Genomic DNA, 18,345 nt, shown 5'->3' with positions numbered 1-18,345 from the left:
CGCGATGACGGCGGTACATTCAACACCGGTGCAAGCTGACCCGGCGCTTTCGCGAGCAAGCTCGCTCCCACAGGAGATTCGCGGTGAACATCAGTTCCCGAGTCCCCCGAATCAATGTGGGAGCGAGCCTGCTCGCGATGACGGCGGTACATTCAACACCGGTGCAAGCTGACCCGGCGCTTTCGCGAGCAAGCTCCCTCCCACAGGAGATTCGCGGTGAACATCAGTTCCCGAGTCCCCCCGAATCAATGTGGGAGCGAGCTTGCTCGCGATGACGGCGACACATCCAACATTGATGCAAACTGATGCACCGCCATCGCGAGCAAGCTCTCTCCCACAGGGAAATGGGGTCGGGATCGCTGTCGATTACACCCGGAATGCCTGCACCGCCGTGTGCAGCCGCCCGCCCAGTACCAGCAGGTTGTCACCCTGTTCCCGGCCTTGGCCGATGCGCAGCAGGTTGTCGCCGCCCAGTTGGTGGATTCGTTCGCTGTGGTCGCGGATTTCGCTGACGGCGCCGCTCTGTTGGGCGGTGACGTCGGCGATGCGCACGGCGGTGTCGGCGATGGTCTGGATGGCGCCGACGATTTCATCCAGCGCACCGTCGGCCGCTTGGGCCTGGTTGGCGGTGGCTTCGGCGTGTTCGACCTGGGCGCGCATGCCATCCACCGATTGGCGCGCGGCCAGTTGCAGGCGGGCGATCAGTGTCTGGATTTCGGCGGTGGCACCGGTCGTGCGTTGGGCCAGGGAGCGGACTTCCTCGGCCACCACCGCAAAGCCCCGGCCCATCTCCCCGGCGCGGGCCGCTTCGATGGCGGCGTTGAGGGCCAGCAGGTTGGTCTGGTCGGCGATTGAGCGAATCACCGTCAATACGCCGCCAATGGTGGCCGATTCCTCGGCCAGTTGTTCGATCATCTGCGCGTTGCCTTGCACTTCCCCCACCAGTGCGTGCAGGCCGGTGAGGCTCAGGCCGATGACTTTCTGCCCTTGCTCCACCGCCTGCCCGGCGCTGCGACTGGCGTCGGCGGCCTGGCTGGCATCGCCGGCCACTTGCTGGATCGTCGCTTCCAGTTCGCTCAGGGAGTCGCGGATCAGCGCCGTGTCGCCGGCCTGGTCCTCGGCACCGCCGTGCAACTCGCCGCTTAACTCGGCCAGGGCTCGGCTGCTGCCGGCAACCTGCTCGGCGTTGACGCGAATGGTGCCCACCAGATCCACCAGATAAGCCCGCAGCCGATTGAGCGACGCTTCGATGTCCTGCAACTCGCGGTTGCTGGCGCCCACATGGATGTCGCGGCTGAAATCGCCCTCCGCCCAGGTCGACAAGGCTGGCGCCAGGTGGGTCAAGGTCCGGGCGAGGCGGCGTTGCAAAGTGTCGATGAGCAGCGCGATCAGCAGGATCAGGCCGATCATCACCCCCTGGATCATCCGCACCTCACCCTGGATCTGCCCATGTTGAGCACGAACCGCAGGCTCCATGGCATCGATCGCCTGTTGTACATCGGTAATTTTCAAGTGCGTGGCGCTGCTCAGTTCGCTGCGCTTCTGGATCAGCTCGCGGGTGCGTCCCAGTTCGGAGGGGTAGCGGCCGAGCAGGCTGTTGAGTTCGCGCTTGAGGGCGATGCCGGCATCTTCGGCGGCGGTTTTTTCCTGGGTTTGCAGGCCCATCAGCGCGGCGAAATCATCGCCGGCGGCTTCACTGCTGGCCGTCACGCCGAGCAGCGGCAGGCCATCGAGTTGGGCGGCCTGGGTGCGGATGTTCTGCAGCTCCCGCTCGACGTCGGCGGCCATTTCGCTGCGGCCGCTGCTGACCAGTTTGTCTCGGGTGAGTGAAAGCCGGCCCAAGTGCTGCGAAGCGGCGAACAGCGGTGGCAAGTAGGCCGGGGCGCCCTGGGCGTATTGGGCAAGCTGGTCGAGGCTGGCACTCAACTCACGTTCGGCCTGGAGCAGCAGGGCCTGAGGATCACCGGCCAGTTTGCCGGCGCCCAGCAGGTCGGTCTTGCTGAAACTGTCGAGGTTGGACAGGCTCGGGCGCAGGGTCCTGGCCAGCTCCGGCGGGAACTCATCGAGTTCCTTTCGCAAGGTTTCCAGGGCCTGGGTCGCGGCGCTCAGGCGCAGGGCATCGCCGCTGTTCAGGTATTGCTCGATGTTGCGGGCCACCTCGGCCTGAAACTGCCGCGACAGACCCAGGTAGCGTTCCATCAGCAGATAGGGGCGCTCCAAGGCGATCTGCGACCACCACAACGTGGCCCCGAGGCCCAGGCATACGGCGACTAAAAGAAGGGTGTTGAGATTGGTCAGCAACTTCAGGCGCATCAGGGGTCTACCCAGGGCAGAATCGTAAGTGCCTGAAGTTATTGCGTTTGGGTTACAGGTTTATGACCGAATCGGTGGATTCCGATGAAAAAGTGGCACTTTGCCTGGCTGCCTGCACGCGATTGCGCCCGGCATGCTTGGCGCGATACAGCGCCTCGTCCGCCTGGCTCGCCATCATCAGGCTGTCGAAGTCATCGCTCATCTCCACCACGCCGGCGCTGAAGGTGCACCACAAATCATGGGGCTGGGCCGGGTAGTGGATTTCGGCAAAGCGCTGGCGAATTTCATCCAGCACCTTGCAGGCCGCATCGATATCGGTATCGGGCATGACGATGGCGAACTCTTCACCGCCGTAGCGGCCGATGAAGTCGGTCTTGCGCAGGCGCTGCTTGAGAAACAGCGCCAGGCTCTTGATCACCCGGTCGCCCATGGGGTGGCCATGGCTGTCATTGACCCGTTTGAAATGGTCGATGTCGAGCATGGCGAAACTCAGCGGCTTGCCTTCGCGGCGGGCGCGGAAGCTGCAGTCTTCGAGCAGTTGCAGGATGTGCGTGTGGTTGTACAGCCCGGTGAGGCTGTCGCGCACCATCCGCGCCTTGAGATTGCGGGCCCGGGCGGCACGGTTGCGCACCGTGGTGATCAGGTGCCGGGGCTTGATCGGCTTGGTCAGGAAGTCGTCGCCACCTTCGCTCATGGCGTCGAGTTGCTTGTCCAGGTCGTCTTCGGCGGACAGGTAAATGATCGGCACACTGACGTAGCGGTCGTTGTGGCGAATGACCTTGGCCAGTTCCGTGCCGGTGCAGGCCGGCATGTACATGTCGAGGATGATCAGGTCGGGCTGGAAGTCCGCCAGCTCGGCCATGGCCTGAATCGGCTCGATCAGCGTGCGGGTGATGATGCCGGCGCTGTTGAGCAGGCGTTCGGTATGCATGGCCTGGGCACGGGAGTCATCGATGATCAGCACTTTGTACGGATCGTACTGGGCGACGCAGGTCAGCACTTCGATCTTTTCCAGCAGGCTCGAGGCTTCGAGGGTGCCGGTGAGAAATTCCTGTCCACCGGCGCGCACCGCGGCCAGGCGTGTCGGCGTGTCGGTTTCCAGCAGGCTGAAGAACAACAGCGGCAGCGGTTGCTCCAGGCCTTCCTGGGCTTCGGCGGCCAGTTTCAGGCCAGCGCCGGGGCCGCTGAAATCCACATCCATGACAATCGCCGCCGGCAGGCGCTCGACCATCGAGGCGCGGAACGCCGCGACACTGTCCAGCGCCTGGGCGCTGAGGCCGAAGAACTCCAACTGCTTGGCCAGGCGCTCGGCGCGGTCATGGTCCTGCAGCAACACGTAGATGGGTTTGCGCAGCGGCGGCAGGAAGGTTTGTTCAAGTTGGTCGCCATGGCGCAGGCCGGTACGAGACAAGCGCTGCATCAAACGGTTGATTTCGGTGATCAGGTGGCTGCTCAGGCGCCCGCGATTGGCGTCCACCGCTTGCAGCGATTGGCTGATGCCTTGGGCCAATTGGGAGTGCTCGGGCTGTTCGAAGCGCTCGGCAAAGCGCAGCAGGCGCAGGTTGGCTTCGCTGAGTTCCGACAGGTCGGTGCTTGACCACTCGCTGCGTTGCAGGCGCTGCCAAATCTCCAGGATCTGACGAGCCTGGTGAATTACCCGCTGGGCAAAGTGGTGCTTGAGGCGCTCACGGCTGGGGTCTTCTGGCTCGGTCATATCCTGACTACTAGTTAGGGTGCATGCTGAGATCGACTGGTGGCTCTATGCTAGCACCTCTTTTCGTTTGCATGAGTGTCATACGTCAATATTCTGTCCAGTCGCGAAATTCAGTTTGTGACTGGCCAGTCTCATAGGCCGATGGCAACGCTTCCTTTATAGTGCTGTTCGATTGCCCTGTCGCACCCGGCATGATTGGCGCCGCATTATCGCGTTTCAAATCAGGCACGATGGCGTAGGGTTGTGGTCGAACCGAGAACTCAAGTGATTGAAGGGATATCACCATGCTGGACTGGAAAAACCGCGCGGGCAGCGCGCCTGAACGTGCCGCCGAGCCGAAATCGGACACCCGCAGCTACCTGGGTGGGCTTTTTTTCAGCCGCGCACTGGCGACGCTGATCGGCCTTTACCTGCTGGTGACCATTGCCGTCGGCTGGTATTGGAGCCAGGAACCCGCGCTGTTCCCTGTGCAGCAGAACGCCCAGGCCGCGGCCGAGAAAGATGGCCGGCAGATGGTGGTGGGCTACACCACGGTCGAAACGCTCAAGACGGTGGCCGGGACCCTGCTGAGCAAGCCGGGTGGCTACATCTCCAACGACCGCTTCCCGCCTGGCCTGTGGATGGACAACATGCCGAGCTGGGAATACGGCGTGCTGGTGCAGGTCCGCGACCTGAGCCGTGCCCTGCGCAAGGACTTCGCCCGTTCCCAGTCGCAGTCCGCCGAGGACGCCGACCTGGCCAAGGCCGAGCCGCGCTTCAACTTCGACAACCGCAGTTGGGTGCTGCCCTCCAGCGAGTCCGAGTACCAGGAAGGTATCAATTCCCTGAGCCGCTATCAGGCGCGCCTGTCCGACCCGAGCCAGAAAAGCGCACTGTTCTACGCCCGCGCCGACAACCTGAACAACTGGCTGGGGGATGTCGGCACTCGCCTGGGTTCGTTGTCCCAGCGCCTGTCAGCCAGCGTTGGCCGGGTCAAGCTCAACACCTCGCTGAAAACCGAAGTTCCGGCCCCGGGCCAGGTGCCACAGGTGGACGAAGAGGTGGTCGAGACTCCGTGGCTGCAAATCGATAACGTGTTCTATGAGGCCCGTGGCCAGGCGTGGGCGTTGTCCCACCTGCTGCGCGCCATCGAAGTGGATTTCGCCGATGTCCTGGCGAAAAAGAACGCCACGGTCAGCGTGCGGCAGATCATTCGTGAGCTGGAAGCGTCCCAGGAACCGGTCTGGAGCCCGATGATCCTCAACGGCAGCGGCTTCGGTGTATTGGCGAACCACTCGCTGGTCATGGCCAACTACATTTCCCGAGCCAACGCAGCGGTCATCGACTTGCGGCAACTGCTGAACCAGGGTTGATTCATGAGCGAAAGCCCCCGGGAGGTCGCTCATCGAGTGGCCTCGGATGCCGAGCTGATTGCGTGGGTCGATGAGCACGACAACCTGCTCGGCAGCCTGGTGCGTTCAGAGCTGCGTGAGCGTGGCCTGATCGGCCGCGGCACCTACATCATGCTGTTCAATTCGTCCGGTGAGCTGTGTGTTCATCGGCGTACCCTGAGCAAGGCCATTTACCCCGGTTTCTGGGACGTGGCGGCGGGCGGCATGGTGCAGGCCGATGAGACCTATGCCGAATCGGCTGCCCGTGAGCTGGCGGAAGAGCTGGGCGTGAGCGGCGTGGAACTGACCGCCCACGACCATTTTTATTTCGAAGACCCTGGCAGTCGCCTGTGGTGCTCGGCGTTCTCGGCGGTGTGGGACGGCCCTCTGGTCCTGCAGCCTGAAGAAGTCCTCGAAGCGCGTTTCCTGCCCCTTGAGCAGGTGCTCGATGAAATCCAGCGCAAGCCTTACTGCCCGGACTCTCTGGCGGCGCTTGAACGCTATTTGCGGGTCCATGGCGGCAGCGTCGCAAAGAAGCTGTAAATTGGCGCTGATTGGCCCTTAGCAAGTCGGCTTTTTGCCGTTACACTGCGCGACTTTTCAAGCTGAACCGTGTCTGCGGTCCAGTAGCGCTGCCCCTGCCTGAGTGGGGTTTCGCGGTCGAGGCATGTTCCCCCTCGACCAGTCTTTGTCCTCCCAAGAGGATTGCCGGTGGCCAAAAAAGCCGCATCCTTCGCCGCCCTGGGCGGCCTGGTATTTTCTACCGACGCCGGTCGTCATTGTCCTGATTGCCGTCAGCCGGTGGATGCCTGCATCTGCAAACAGACCGCCATCCCTGAAGGTGACGGCATTGCGCGCGTGCGCCGTGAAAGCAAAGGTCGCGGCGGCAAGACGGTGACCACGATCACCGGCGTGCCGTTGGCCGAAGACGCGCTCAAGGAGCTGGCCACCACGTTGAAGAAACGTTGTGGCACCGGTGGTGCGTTGAAAGACGGCATCATCGAGATCCAGGGCGATCACGTCGAGCTGCTGCTGGCGGAACTGGTCAAGCACGGCTTCAAGGCAAAGAAATCCGGCGGCTAGCAGCCTCTGTGAAAACCACCCTCGGCTTGACCCGAACCCCACGTTCGAGGTCGCCCGCATGGTTTTCACAGAGCCTGTTAAGAACGGGTTTCTAAACTCATCGCTGGGAGCAGGGTCTACCTTGCTAACAGGCAATTCGTCATTTTCACTCTCTAGACTGCCCCAGCCTCCGACCGGATGGTGCATTTTGACTTCTTTATAGGGGACTTCGATGTCCGTACGACGCACACGCAAAGACGATGGCAGCCAATGGACAGTTGCGGACAGCCGCAGTGTTTACGGGATTCGCCATTGGGGGCCGGGTATTTCGCGATCAATGAAGCCGGTCGCGTCGAAGTCCGTCCGAACGGTCCCGACAGCTCGCCCATCGACCTGTTCGAGCAAGTCGACCAGTTGCGCCAGAGCGGCCTGTCGCTGCCCTTGCTAGTGCGCTTCCCCGATATCTTGCAAGACCGTGTGCGCCAGCTCACCGGCGCCTTCGACAGCAACATCGCGCGCCTGGAATACCAGAGCAAGTACACCGCGCTCTATCCGATCAAGGTCAACCAGCAGGAAGCGGTGATCGAGAACATCATCGCCACCCAGAACGTCTCCATCGGCCTGGAAGCCGGTTCCAAGCCGGAGCTGCTGGCGGTCCTGGCCCTGGCACCGAAGGGCGGGACGATCGTCTGCAACGGCTACAAGGACCGCGAGTTCATCCGTCTGGCGCTGATGGGCCAGAAGCTCGGTCACAACGTCTTCATCGTCATCGAGAAAGAGTCCGAAGTCGGTCTGGTGATCGAAGAGGCCGCAACGCTCAAGGTCAAGCCACAGGTCGGTTTGCGCGTGCGCCTGTCGTCCCTGGCGTCGAGCAAGTGGGCCGATACCGGTGGCGAGAAGTCCAAGTTCGGCTTGTCGGCCGCGCAACTGCTGTCGGTGGTCGAGCGCTTCCGCGAGGCTGGCCTGGACCAGGGCATTCGCCTGCTGCACTTTCACATGGGCTCGCAGATCGCCAACCTGGCGGACTACCAGCACGGCTTCAAGGAAGCGATCCGTTACTACGGTGAGCTGCGCAACCTTGGCCTGCCGGTGGATCACATTGACGTCGGCGGTGGCCTGGGCGTGGACTACGACGGCACGCACTCGCGCAATGCCAGTTCGATCAACTACGACATGGACGATTACGCCGGTGTCGTGGTCGGCATGCTCAAGGAGTTCTGCGATGCCCAGAGCCTGCCGCATCCGAACATCTTTTCCGAAAGCGGCCGCTCGCTGACCGCTCACCACGCCATGCTGGTAGTACAGGTGACCGACGTCGAGAAACACAACGACGACGTGCCGGTGATCGACAACAAGCAGGAGCTGCCGGAAACCGTGCAATGGCTGGTCGACCTGCTGGGCCCGACCGATATCGAGATGGTCACCGAGACTTACTGGCGCGCCACCCACTACATGAGCGACGTGGCGACCCAATATGCCGACGGCAAGTTGACCCTGGCCGAAAAAGCCTTGGCCGAGCAGTGCTACTTCGCCGTCTGCCGTCGCCTGCACAACTCGTTGAAGGCGCGCCAGCGCTCGCACCGCCAGGTGCTGGATGAGCTCAACGACAAGTTGGCCGACAAATACATCTGCAACTTCTCGGTGTTCCAGAGCCTGCCGGATACCTGGGCCATCGGCCAGGTGTTGCCGATCCTGCCGCTGCATCGCCTGGACGAAGAGCCGCTGCGCCGCGCCGTGCTGCAAGACCTGACCTGCGACTCCGACGGCAAGATCAAGCAGTACGTCGACGAGCAGAGCATCGAGACCAGCCTGCCGGTTCACGCGCTCAAACCCGATGAAGACTATCTGCTGGGCATCTTCCTGGTGGGCGCCTACCAGGAAATCCTCGGTGACATGCACAACCTGTTCGGTGACACCGACTCGGTGAACATCTACCAGAACGCCGATGGCAGCGTGTACCACGCCGGTATCGAAACCCACGACACCATCGAGGACATGCTGCGCTACGTGCACCTGTCGCCGGAGGAGTTGATGACTCACTACCGCGACAAGTGTGCCAGCGCCCGCATCAGCGCCGCCGAACGTACCCAGTTCCTCGATGCCTTGCGCCTGGGGCTGACGCGTTCGTCCTATCTGTCCTCTTGATGGGAAGTGAGCGCTCGCCCAGCACAGGATTTCTTTTGTGGCGAGGCTCACCCTTTTAACTGATCGGCACCGCCCTCCGGAGCTGTCAGAAAAGACACCGCATGTTGCGGGTTTTTTCGGATAGTTCCGGAGGGCGTTTTTGTTTACGCCACGGCTATTTTCTCCCTCCGGTGCGTTTAACCGGCGATGTCCTTATTTCGTGTAGTCCCTTTCCTAACTTGTACTTGGCCCCTCTACTCGGCCATGGCTCTCGGCGAGAATCCCCGACCGCCCCTCCTGTAGAGAAACGCCGATGTCCGATCCAGCCAGCGAGCCAGCCTTTCGTCTGGAGATAGCCGGTCTGCCCGAGCCTGTTGACGTCGTGGCCTTCACGGGTAGCGAAGCGATCAGCGAGCCCTTCGTCTATGAAGCGCAGCTGTTGTTGCCCGATGCGAACCTGGATTTGGCGAGCCTGCTGTACCGCAGCGTCTGGTTGAGTTTCGGGGCCCCAGGCCGGGGCATTCATGGGCAGCTTCATGAATGGGTCCAACACCATCATGGCGCCGGCTGCCGGGTGCGCATCGGGCCGAAGCTGGCCTGTCTGGCGCAGCGCTTCAGCCAGCGGGTCTTCAGCGCCCGCTCGGTGCCGCAGATCATTCGCCAGGTGCTCAAGGCCCATGGCATCAGTGGTCGCAGCCTGTGCCTGGACTTAAGTGGTGATTATCCACCGCAGGACTTCTGTACCCAGTATTGGGAATCGGACTTGCAGTTCCTTCAACGCGTATGCGCCCAGGCGGGTATCCACTTTCATTTCGAACACACCCGGGACGAGCATTGCCTGGTGTTCGCTGATAATCCGCACAGTTTTCCCGCTGCCGGTAAGGCGGTCTACGCGGACGACGACCCGGTTGCCGCGGTGCGGTCCTTCAGTGTGCAAGCCGATGTGTCGGGGGAGCAGGTCGCCCAGGGGCGCAGCGACTTGATGAGCCTGCACGGTGGTCAGGTGCTGACGCTGACGGCCCATCCGTTTGCCGATTGGAACCGGCGCTGGCTGCTGACGAAGGTCGAGCATCGCGCACAGGCGGGGGTGTACGGCAATCATTTCAAGGCCATTCCCCGGGGCGTGCTGTTCATGCCGGACGAGGTCCCGGCAAAACCGCGCATGGTGAGCCGGCAACGTGGCTGGGTCGTGACGGTGGACGAGCCGTCGGAGCTGGGAGCGGGGCGCGTGGCGGTGCAGTTCGACTGGCTCTACCAGGGCGAAGGTTCCAGCCCCAGTCATTGCTGGCTGCCCTTGGCGCCCGAACTGGCCAAGGGCGTGGCGGGTGCCTTGAGTGACGGCACCGAGGTGCTGGTGAGCTTTATCGAAGGCGATCCGGATCGGCCAATGATCAGTGCCTTTCTGAATGCGCCTGCCCCAGTCGAGGTTGTGGAGGAGTCATCCACAGGCGAAACACATGGGCCATCCGTTGCCGATCCGCTCCTGTTGGCTGCAATCCGGGATGCCGAGCCGCTGGTCTTGTTGTGCTTGTTGCCCGAAGGCGGGCCTTTCAGCCCCTGCGCCCAACCGCTATGCACCTGCCGTGCGCTCGTGGGGCGCGGCGCGGGCGTTGCCCGATGAGTGCCGCTGCCCTGCCCGGATCAGCTCCGCAATGGCTGTTGCTCGACGTACCGAGTGCGCCTGCTGCTGCGCAGCTTGTGCACGCGCAGTTCGCCAAGGTGCGTTGCTTTGCCCTGTTTGAAGGTACCGAGCTGCATGGGCTGCGAGAGCACGGTCCGCTGCTGGTGGAGCTGCGCCACTCGCCTGCGCTGGTCAGCCTCTGTCACCTGGACCCACGTTCCTGGCCGGGGCTGCTGTTGGTCAGCCCATCGCCCGCCGGGCAATTGCTGGCGCATCTGCGGCGCATGCTAACGGTGACGCTAGGCCTGCACCACAAAGCTTTGTTGAGCTACTACAACCCGCACATCGCCAGCTATTTCTTCGACGGTTGCGACCCTCAAGAGCTCAGTTGCTGGCTGGGCCCGATCAGCCTGTTGCGCTGGTTTGGTGGCACCTGGGCCGACCGGGCGATCGGCAGCCAGGGTTGGCAACAACTGTCCAACCCGGGGCTGCCGGTGGCGGCGCTGGAGAAAGAGCACGGCCTCAGCGACCGACAGCAGGACCAGTTGCAACGATGCCTGCTGGAACGTCACGCCTGGCAATGGTCCCGTGCCACCGGGCGTGATTACCGTCTCCTCTGGGAAGATTTGCAGCAGGGACTGACGCTGGGGTTTACCGAGCGGGCGGTGCTCGATGACTGGCTGTGGCTGCGCCTGCAATACCCCGATGCCCGGCCAGTGCCAGGCCTGGTGGGTGATTCGCAGCGCGAGCGGTTCGAGCATCTGCGCAGGCGCTGGCAGGGCAGCCAGGATTGAACGCTAGAGGGCTGATGCGCCGAGCCAGCGGTCGTGCCGCTGCAAGTGCCAGGCGAAAGCGCCGAGGGTCAGGCTGCGCAGGGCCATGAACAGCAGGAAGGTGATCCACAGCCCATGGTTGCCCATTCCTTGCAGCGCCCAGGCAATGGGCAGCACCAGCAGTAGGGTCAGCAGCATGCCGTTGCGCATTTCCCGGGCACGGGTGGCGCCGATGAACAGCCCGTCGAGCAAGTAGCTCCAGACCGCAATCAGCGGCAGGGCCGCCAGGTAAGGCAGGTAGTGGTAAGCGGTATCGCGCACGTCGGGGATATTGGTTTGCATGTCGATGAACAGGTGGCCGGCAAGCAGGAACAACAGTGCAAAGCCCAGGCTCGCAATCAACGACCAGCCGCACGCCACCACCAGCGATCGGCGTAGCGCCAGGCGGTCGCGGGCGCCAATGGCATGGCCGCACAGCGCTTCGACGGCATGGGCGAGGCCGTCCAGGGCATGGGCGGTCAGCAACAGGCCATTGAGCAGCAAGGCATTGGCCGCCACGGTCGCATCCCCCAGGCGTGCGCCTTGCACGGTGATCAGGAAAAACACCGCTTGCAGCGCCAGGCTGCGAATGAAAATGTCCCGGTTCACCGCCAGCAGCGGGCGCCAGCTCTGCCACAGCCCCAGGGCGGCCCAGGCGATCTGCCCGGGCCAGGCGCGCAGGGTGTTGCGGGCCAGGGCCAGGCCGACCAGCGCGCCGGTCCACTCGGCAATGACCGACGCCCGGGCCGACCCGGTCACGCCCCAGTCCAGGCCGATCACGAACCACAGGTTCAGGGCGATGTTGACCAGGTTGGTGACCAGCAGGATCGCCAGCGGGGCGCGGGCATTCTGGGCGCCGAGGAACCAGCCCACCAACGCATAGCTGGCCAGCGCCGCCGGCAAGCCGAAGAGCCGGGTGTGGAAGAAGTCACGGGTCAACTGGTTGAGCTCGGCGGACGGCTGCATGAAGTGCAACGCCACGTCGCTCAATGGCACGCCAACGGCACCGAGCAGTACCGCCAACCCTATGGCCAACAACAGTCCTTGCAGCAACACTTGTCGCAACGCCGCCCCATCACCACGCCCGGCGGCCTGGGCGGCGAACCCCGTGGTGCCCATGCGCAGGAAACCCATGGCCCACGCCAGCACCGTATACAAACTTGCCCCGACCGCCACGGCGCCCAGCTGATGAGCATGGGGCAAATGGCCGATGACGGTGCTGTCCACCAAGGCCACCAGCGGTACGGAAATGTTCGAGAGAATCATTGGCGCAGCCAGCGCCCAGACCCGGCGATGGGTAAGACGGTCGCGCCAGTCGGTGGTCAGGTTGGACATGCGGGCTCCTTGATGGAGCGCGATTGTAGCGGGTTATTGTTTGATCATTCTCCAGGGGATCCCGGACTCGTTGTGGCGCCGCTCGGTGGGAGCAAAGCTTGCTCGCGATACAGGCGCCGCGGTTCCCCGGGAAACCGCCTCATATTCATCGCGGGCAAGCCTTGCTCCCACAGAGCATCTTCGCCACAAGGGGGGCTGGCGCAGTATCGATCCCGGCTTTAGTGAATGATCCAACTCAACAACCACAACCCCAGCACCAGCCAGATGATGCCCATGACGATCGAGGCCCGCATGAACGCGCGGATGGCCGAGTAGAGCAGCATCAACCCGAGGATCAGCGCGATGATGCTGATGATCGAGGTGTCCATGCCCAGGGTGCGTGACAGCCCGTCGACAAAATTGCCGCCGGCATTGGCCAGGGTGTTGAAGAGACCGCTGAGCAGGTCGACGATAAAACGGATCACCGAACCGAGCGCCTGGCCGAGCCATTCGAAAAAGCTTTCTGCCTGCATATGTGCATCCTGATGGGAGGGGATCTGAGTTGAGCCGTTGGCTCCTGATTGTAGGAGCTGTGGCGGCCGGGTTGGTTCGATTATGGGGCAAACCGTCGCTTCGTACCGAGACTCTTGCCTTCCCTGGTCATCCCCCTGAAGCTATGCGCACTCAGGAGAACCCGATGAACCTTGTTGAATTGACCGAACGCCTGCATGCCATTCGTGACCGTAACGACTGGCGGCCATTCCATAGCCCGAAAAACCTCGCCATGGCTGCCAGTGTGGAAATGGCCGAACTGGTGGAGATTTTCCAGTGGCTGACCGAGGACCAGTCGCGCCAGTTGCCGGCGGACAAACTGGCCCACGCCGGGCAGGAGGTCGGTGACATCGTGTTGTACCTGTTGCTGCTTTGCAGCGAACTGGGCCTGGACATGGACGCCGTGGTGCGCAGCAAGCTGGCCGACAGCGAACGGCGGTTCGGCCAATGAGCGACCGTCATTTCGATCAGCTCGCCACGCGTTTTGCCGAAAAAATCTACGGCGGGGCCAAGGGCGCGATCCGCCTGGCAGTGCTTCAGGCCGATCTGCTGGAAACCTTGCCACAGCGTCCGTTGCGCGTGCTGGACATCGGCGCCGGCCTGGGCCACATGTCGTTGTGGCTGGCCGAGCGCGGTCACCAGGTGACCCTGGCCGAGCCTGCCGAACCCATGCTTGAAGGTGCCCGCCAGCGTTTTGCCGAGGCGGGCCAGAGCGCCACGTTCATCCAGGCGCCGTGGCAGGACCTGCTCGGCCAGCTCACCGAGCCTTACGACCTGGTGTTGTGTCACGCGGTGCTGGAATGGCTGGCCGAACCTCACGCTATCCTGCCGGTGCTGCATCAACTCACGGTTCCGGGCGGTTGGTTGTCCCTGGCGTTCTACAACCGCGATGCGCTGGTCTATCGCAACCTGCTCAAGGGGCATTTTCGCAAGTTGCGCAAAAATGCCATGGCTGGCGAAAAACAGAGCCTGACGCCGCAACAACCTCTTGATCCGCGAGAGTTGGCGGCGCAACTTGAAGGCCTGTGGCAGGTCGAAAGCCAGAGTGGCGTGCGGGTTTTCCATGACTATATGCCGGTGGAGTTCCAGGGCCGGGTGGAGCTTGCGCAGTTGCTGGAAATGGAACTGGCCCACCGTCGCCATCCGGCGTTTGCCGGGTTGGGACGTTATCTGCACTGGATCTGCCGTCCAGTGTGACCGGAGCGCGAAATGAAAGGTCGTTCAGGGTTGTTGATGCTGTGCCTGGGGCTGGCGGCCTGCCAGGGCAGCAACCCCTATGTCGCCACGTCCAATCCGCTGCCGCCGGCGCCACCGGAGGCCGCCACGGTGTTCGACCGCAGCGCTTACCCTGCGCCGCCCCGTGACTACGGGCGCTATCGCAGTTGGGCCTGGCGCGACGGGCGCCTGCCACCGGGCACTGCCTGGGCGGATTCGGCCCAGGTGGCCGAAGCGGTGAGCAATGCCCTGGACCAGCGTGGCCTGCGCCCACTGCATGACAACCGCCCCGCCGACCTGTTCGTCAGCGCCGAACTGCGCCTGGAAACCCGCTTGCGCCAGGTCCGGGACGACTATGATGCCGGTTACTACGGCGGCTATAACCGTCATGACCGCTATGGTCCGGGTTATGGCATGTACCATCCGGTGCCGATGGTGCGTACGTATCAGGAGCAGGTCGTGGTGGTGCGGGTGGATCTGTTCGATGCCCGCACGGGGCAACCGGTGTGGAGCGCCAGCGCCGAGACCGGCCAGCGGGGCAGCCAGAGCGAGCGCACCGACGCCATACGCGAGGCGGTGGAAAAAGCCATGTCGGCGTATCCTCCTAGTTGATTTCGCAACGGAGAAAATCCATGTTTCGCCGTCTTGTTCTACTGGCCTTCACCCTGTTGTTGGGCGCTTGTGCCTCTAACCAGGTCAACCATGATTTCGACACCAGCCGCGATTTCGCGGCGTATCGCAGTTGGAGCTGGAAAGACCCGGCGCTGCAATATCGTCCTGATGACCCACGCATCAAAAGCGACCTGACCGAACAGCGGATCCGCCAGGCGGTTGCCGATCAACTCGACCAACGTGGCCTGCGTCCGGCTGCGGCAGGCGGACATGGCGATGTCCTGGTCCAGGCCTATTTGATCGTCGAGGATCGCCAACAGCAGGTCACCACCAACTACGGCGGTGGTTGGGGCGGCCCTTGGAATGGCTATTGGGGTGGGCCGATGCACAACGAAACCCGCAACATCAGCTACAAGGTCGCCACCGTGCAGATCGACCTGCTCGACGGCAAGGACGGCAAGCTGGTGTGGCGTGGCAGTGACGAACAACTGCTCAGCAATTCCCCCAACCCGGCTGACCGTGACACCGCTGTGCGCGAGACAGTGGGGCGGATCCTGGCCAACTACCCACCGCGTTGAACTTGGTGCATTCACGATGAATGCAAGCTGACACACCGCCATCGCGAGCAAGCTCGCTCCCACAGGGGGATTGGCGGCGGACGTCAGATCTGTGGACACCCGGGAGCCAATGTGGGAGCGAGCTTGCTCGCGATGACGGCGGCACATTCAACATCCATGCAAGCTGACCCAGCGCTATCGAGAGCAAGCTCGCTCCCACAGGGGTATTGGCGTCGGACGTCAGATCTGTGGACACCCGAGAGCCAATGTGGGAGCGAGCTTGCTCGCGATGACGGCGGCACATTCAACATCCATGCAAGCTGACCCAGCGCTATCGAGAGCAAGCCCACTCCCACAGGGGGATTGGCGGCGGACGTCAGATCTGTGGACACCCGGGAGCCAATGTGGGAGCGAGCTTGCTCGCGATGACGGCGGCACATTCAACATCCATGCAAGCTGACCCAGCGCTATCGAGAGCAAGCCCACTCCCACAGGGGGATTGGCGGCGGACGTCAGATCTGTGGACACCCGGGAGCCAATGTGGGAGCGAGCTTGCTCGCGATGACGGCGGCACATTCAACATCCATGCAAGCTGACCCAGCGCTATCGAGAGCAAGCCCACTCCCACAGGGGGATTGGCGGCGGACGTCAGATCTGTGGACACTCGAGAGCCTATGTGGGAGCGAGCTTGCTCGCGATGACGGCGGCACATTCAACATCCATGCAAGCTGACCCAGCGCTATCGAGAGCAAGCCCGCTCCCACAGGGGATGGGTGTGGAGGCCGTCATTCTGTTCAGGCCACCGGCCGCCACTCTCCTACCATATGCTCCAAACCTCCAGCGCCCATCAGTTGCAGTTGCCCACTGGACCCCGCCGCGCTGGCCAGTAGTGTGACCTCACTGGGCAGGCGCACCGGTTTCTTGAAGGTCACATCGATCTCGATGTTGGCCTCGGGCAGGTGGTCATCCAACGCAGCCAGGGTCCTGGCCTTGTTCCACAGGCCATGGGCAATGGCGGTGGGGAAGCCGAACAACCGGGCGCTGATGCCGCTCAGGTGTATCGGGTTGTAGTCGCCAGACACCTTGGCGTATTGCCGACCGATGTCCGCCGGTGCAGTCCAGTGCGCGACTTCAATCAAGGGTCGGCTGGCCTGCGGTGAATCCTCCACAAGTGCCCCGTCGAGCTGGACACCTTTGCAAAGCATTTGGCTGCGTGCCTCCCATAGCGGCCCCAGTTGATCGTCGAGGCCGGTCACCAGATCGAATACCGCGCCCTTGGGATGGGCCTGCAGGTTCTCGACGTTGACGCTTGCCCGCACCTGTCCAACCCCGCCCATGGGCCGCAAGACACGAATGCGATTGCTCAAGTGGATCAGCCCCAACAGCGGAAACGGAAAGTCGCGGCCAGTGAGCAATTGCATTTGCAGGGCAAACGCCAAGACGTGGGGATAGGTCGGCGGCAGCAGTCCGTTGTCAGTGAAACCGCAGACTTTGCGATAGGCCGCCAGGCGTTGCGGATCGACCTGAAGCATTTGCCGCAGGCCTTCCTCGGGCAGGGTCGTACCGGTGACCTTGCGCCGTGTCGCCGCTTTTGAATACAGCCCGGACATGGACGGCGGGCTGCTGATCTCATGCCATTGGATTGTCATGGTCACGCTCCCAGAAGGCTTTGCCCGCATACCCGCAGGGCCTGCCCGGTCACGGCACCCGTGCCCGGTTGCGCCAGCCATGCGACGGCTTCGGCGACGTCCTGGGGCAAACCGCCCTGGCCCAGCGAACTCATGCGTCGCCCGGCTTCGCGCAAGGCGAAGGGAATCTCGGCGGTCATGCGCGTCTCAATGAAACCGGGCGCCACGGCGTTGATGCTGATGCCGCGTGGCTGCAGCAGCGGCGCCCAGGCCTGGGCGAGGCCGATCAACCCGGCCTTGCTCGCCGCATAGTTGGTCTGCCCACGGTTGCCGGCAATGCCGCTGATGGAGGCCAGCAGAACGACCCGGCCGTTGTCGCGCAGGGTGCCGCTGTCGAGCAGGGCCTTGGTCAGCACTTGCGGGGCGTTGAGGTTGACGGCCAGTACCGCGTCCCAGAACTCCGGGGTCATGTTGGCGAGGGTCTTGTCCCGGGTGATGCCGGCGTTGTGCACCACGATGTCGACGCCGTCGGGAAGGTGTTCGATCAACTGGGCGGCGGCATCTTCGGCGCAGATATCCAGCGTGACGCTACGTCCGCTCAAGCGTGCCGCCAGGGCGTCGAGGTCGGTCTTGGCTGGCGGGACGTCCAGCAAGATCACGTCGGCGCCATCGCGGGCCAGGGTTTCGGCGATGGAGGCGCCGATCCCGCGGGCTGCGCCAGTGACCAGTGCCTTGAGCCCCGTAAGCGGTCGGGTCCAGTCCTGGACTTGGGTGTCACAGGCGTTGAGGCGAATGACCTGACCGGAGATGAAGGCGCTCTTGGGCGACAGGAAAAACCGCAGCGCACCTTCCAGCTGGGCTTCGGCGCCGTCGCCGACGTACAGCAATTGCAGTGTCCCGCCGAGGCGCAACTCTTTGGCCAGGGAACGGCTGAAACCCTCCAACGCTCGCTGGGCACTGGCGGCGAACGGGTCGGCAAGACTTTCTGGCGCGCGACCGAGGATGACGACATGGGCGCTGTGGTCGAGGTTTTTCATCAGTGGCTGGAAAAATTCCCGCAGTTGCTTGAGCTGGTCGGCCTGCGCCAAATGGCTGGCGTCGTACACCACCGCCTTGATTTTCGGGCCGTGGCCGGGGATCCACTCGGTGGCCAGCGTCGGCTCGCCGCCGTAGATGAAAATGCTGTCGGTCAGGCGTTTGGCAAACGTGCCGATTTGTTCGGTCAACGGCCCGCCGCCCAGCAGCAGTGCGCCTTCGATCGGCCGCAGGCGCCCGGCCTGCCAGCGTTCCAGGCGTACCGGCGATGGCAGGCCGAGGGACCCGACCATGCGCCGGCCAATGGGCGAATTGGCGAAGTCGATATAACGGTCAGACATGGAACACACTCCGGCTGATGAGGTTCCAAGTGTGGACCATGATTGGCAATCAGTCGTTCGATCGGCCAGATAAAG

The 18,345-nt window shown here is 63.1% G+C and carries 15 protein-coding genes and 1 pseudogene; 10 read left to right on the top strand and 6 right to left on the bottom strand.

Annotated elements, in window-relative coordinates; genetic code table 11:
- Nucleotides 1-366: 366 nt before the first annotated feature.
- Both KI237_RS26390 and KI237_RS26385 read right to left on the bottom strand, forming a co-directional pair.
- The gene (locus KI237_RS26390) at nt 367-2,313 is read right to left on the bottom strand and encodes a methyl-accepting chemotaxis protein (protein WP_212797694.1); all 1,947 of its coding nucleotides are present in this window, start codon (nt 2,311-2,313) and stop codon (nt 367-369) included.
- Between the two features lie 52 nt (nt 2,314-2,365).
- The gene (locus KI237_RS26385) at nt 2,366-4,027 is read right to left on the bottom strand and encodes a GGDEF domain-containing response regulator (protein WP_212797693.1); all 1,662 of its coding nucleotides are present in this window, start codon (nt 4,025-4,027) and stop codon (nt 2,366-2,368) included.
- Between the two features lie 284 nt (nt 4,028-4,311).
- On the opposite strand from KI237_RS26385, the gene KI237_RS26380 reads away from it, so the two are divergent.
- The 6 genes and pseudogenes from KI237_RS26380 to KI237_RS26355 all read left to right on the top strand — a co-directional run bounded on the left by KI237_RS26380 (nt 4,312) and on the right by KI237_RS26355 (nt 10,998).
- Nucleotides 4,312-5,379 carry a DUF2333 family protein gene (locus KI237_RS26380; protein ID WP_003197431.1) on the top strand — a complete coding sequence of 356 codons (1,068 nt, stop codon included), beginning with the start codon at nt 4,312-4,314 and terminating at the stop codon, nt 5,377-5,379.
- A gap of 3 nt (nt 5,380-5,382) precedes the next feature.
- Nucleotides 5,383-5,940, top strand: a complete 558-nt coding sequence (locus KI237_RS26375; RefSeq protein WP_024617882.1) for an NUDIX hydrolase — start codon at nt 5,383-5,385, stop codon at nt 5,938-5,940.
- A gap of 168 nt (nt 5,941-6,108) precedes the next feature.
- A complete protein-coding gene (locus KI237_RS26370; protein WP_058543875.1) occupies nt 6,109-6,480 on the top strand; it encodes a translation initiation factor Sui1 in 372 nt (123 codons plus the stop codon).
- Between the two features lie 211 nt (nt 6,481-6,691).
- A pseudogene (gene speA, locus KI237_RS26365) lies at nt 6,692-8,604 on the top strand (arginine decarboxylase).
- Nucleotides 8,605-8,896: 292 nt separating this feature from the next.
- Entirely contained in the window at nt 8,897-10,204 is a 1,308-nt protein-coding gene (locus KI237_RS26360) for a type VI secretion system Vgr family protein (RefSeq protein WP_212797692.1), read from the top strand.
- Nucleotides 10,201-10,998 (top strand): DUF4123 domain-containing protein, encoded by a 798-nt coding sequence (locus KI237_RS26355; protein WP_212797691.1) that lies wholly within the window; start codon nt 10,201-10,203, stop codon nt 10,996-10,998. The genes KI237_RS26360 and KI237_RS26355 overlap by 4 nt, the downstream gene beginning before the upstream one ends.
- A 3-nt stretch (nt 10,999-11,001) precedes the next feature.
- Here KI237_RS26355 and KI237_RS26350 read toward each other — a convergent pair whose 3' ends face one another.
- Both KI237_RS26350 and KI237_RS26345 read right to left on the bottom strand, forming a co-directional pair.
- Nucleotides 11,002-12,351, bottom strand: coding sequence for an MATE family efflux transporter (locus KI237_RS26350; protein ID WP_212797690.1), 1,350 nt, complete (start codon nt 12,349-12,351; stop codon nt 11,002-11,004).
- A gap of 218 nt (nt 12,352-12,569) precedes the next feature.
- The gene (locus KI237_RS26345; RefSeq protein WP_018607618.1) at nt 12,570-12,863 is read right to left on the bottom strand and encodes a hypothetical protein; all 294 of its coding nucleotides are present in this window, start codon (nt 12,861-12,863) and stop codon (nt 12,570-12,572) included.
- A 164-nt stretch (nt 12,864-13,027) separates the two neighbouring features.
- Here KI237_RS26345 and KI237_RS26340 point away from each other — a divergent pair, with 164 nt between their 5' ends.
- The 4 genes from KI237_RS26340 to KI237_RS26325 are packed head-to-tail and all read left to right on the top strand — an operon-like array spanning nt 13,028 to nt 15,287.
- The gene (locus KI237_RS26340; protein ID WP_024780720.1) at nt 13,028-13,333 is read left to right on the top strand and encodes a MazG-like family protein; all 306 of its coding nucleotides are present in this window, start codon (nt 13,028-13,030) and stop codon (nt 13,331-13,333) included.
- The gene (locus KI237_RS26335; protein WP_212797689.1) at nt 13,330-14,079 is read left to right on the top strand and encodes a methyltransferase; all 750 of its coding nucleotides are present in this window, start codon (nt 13,330-13,332) and stop codon (nt 14,077-14,079) included. The genes KI237_RS26340 and KI237_RS26335 overlap by 4 nt, the downstream gene beginning before the upstream one ends.
- A gap of 12 nt (nt 14,080-14,091) precedes the next feature.
- Nucleotides 14,092-14,709, top strand: a complete 618-nt coding sequence (locus KI237_RS26330; RefSeq protein WP_212797688.1) for a DUF4136 domain-containing protein — start codon at nt 14,092-14,094, stop codon at nt 14,707-14,709.
- Between the two features lie 20 nt (nt 14,710-14,729).
- Nucleotides 14,730-15,287 (top strand): DUF4136 domain-containing protein, encoded by a 558-nt coding sequence (locus KI237_RS26325; protein ID WP_212797687.1) that lies wholly within the window; start codon nt 14,730-14,732, stop codon nt 15,285-15,287.
- Between the two features lie 773 nt (nt 15,288-16,060).
- Here the strand turns inward: KI237_RS26325 and KI237_RS26320 are convergent.
- Entirely contained in the window at nt 16,061-16,915 is an 855-nt protein-coding gene (locus KI237_RS26320; RefSeq protein ID WP_212797686.1) for a MaoC family dehydratase, read from the bottom strand.
- Between the two features lie 2 nt (nt 16,916-16,917).
- Nucleotides 16,918-18,270, bottom strand: a complete 1,353-nt coding sequence (locus KI237_RS26315; RefSeq protein WP_212797685.1) for a 3-oxoacyl-ACP reductase — start codon at nt 18,268-18,270, stop codon at nt 16,918-16,920.
- Between the last annotated feature and the right edge of the window lie 75 nt (nt 18,271-18,345).

It is taken from the genome of Pseudomonas sp. St316 (assembly GCF_018325905.1).
Classification (GTDB): Bacteria; Pseudomonadota; Gammaproteobacteria; order Pseudomonadales; family Pseudomonadaceae; genus Aquipseudomonas.
Note: the sequence above shows the minus strand (reverse complement) of the source record. Positions and strands in the feature narration are given on the sequence as shown.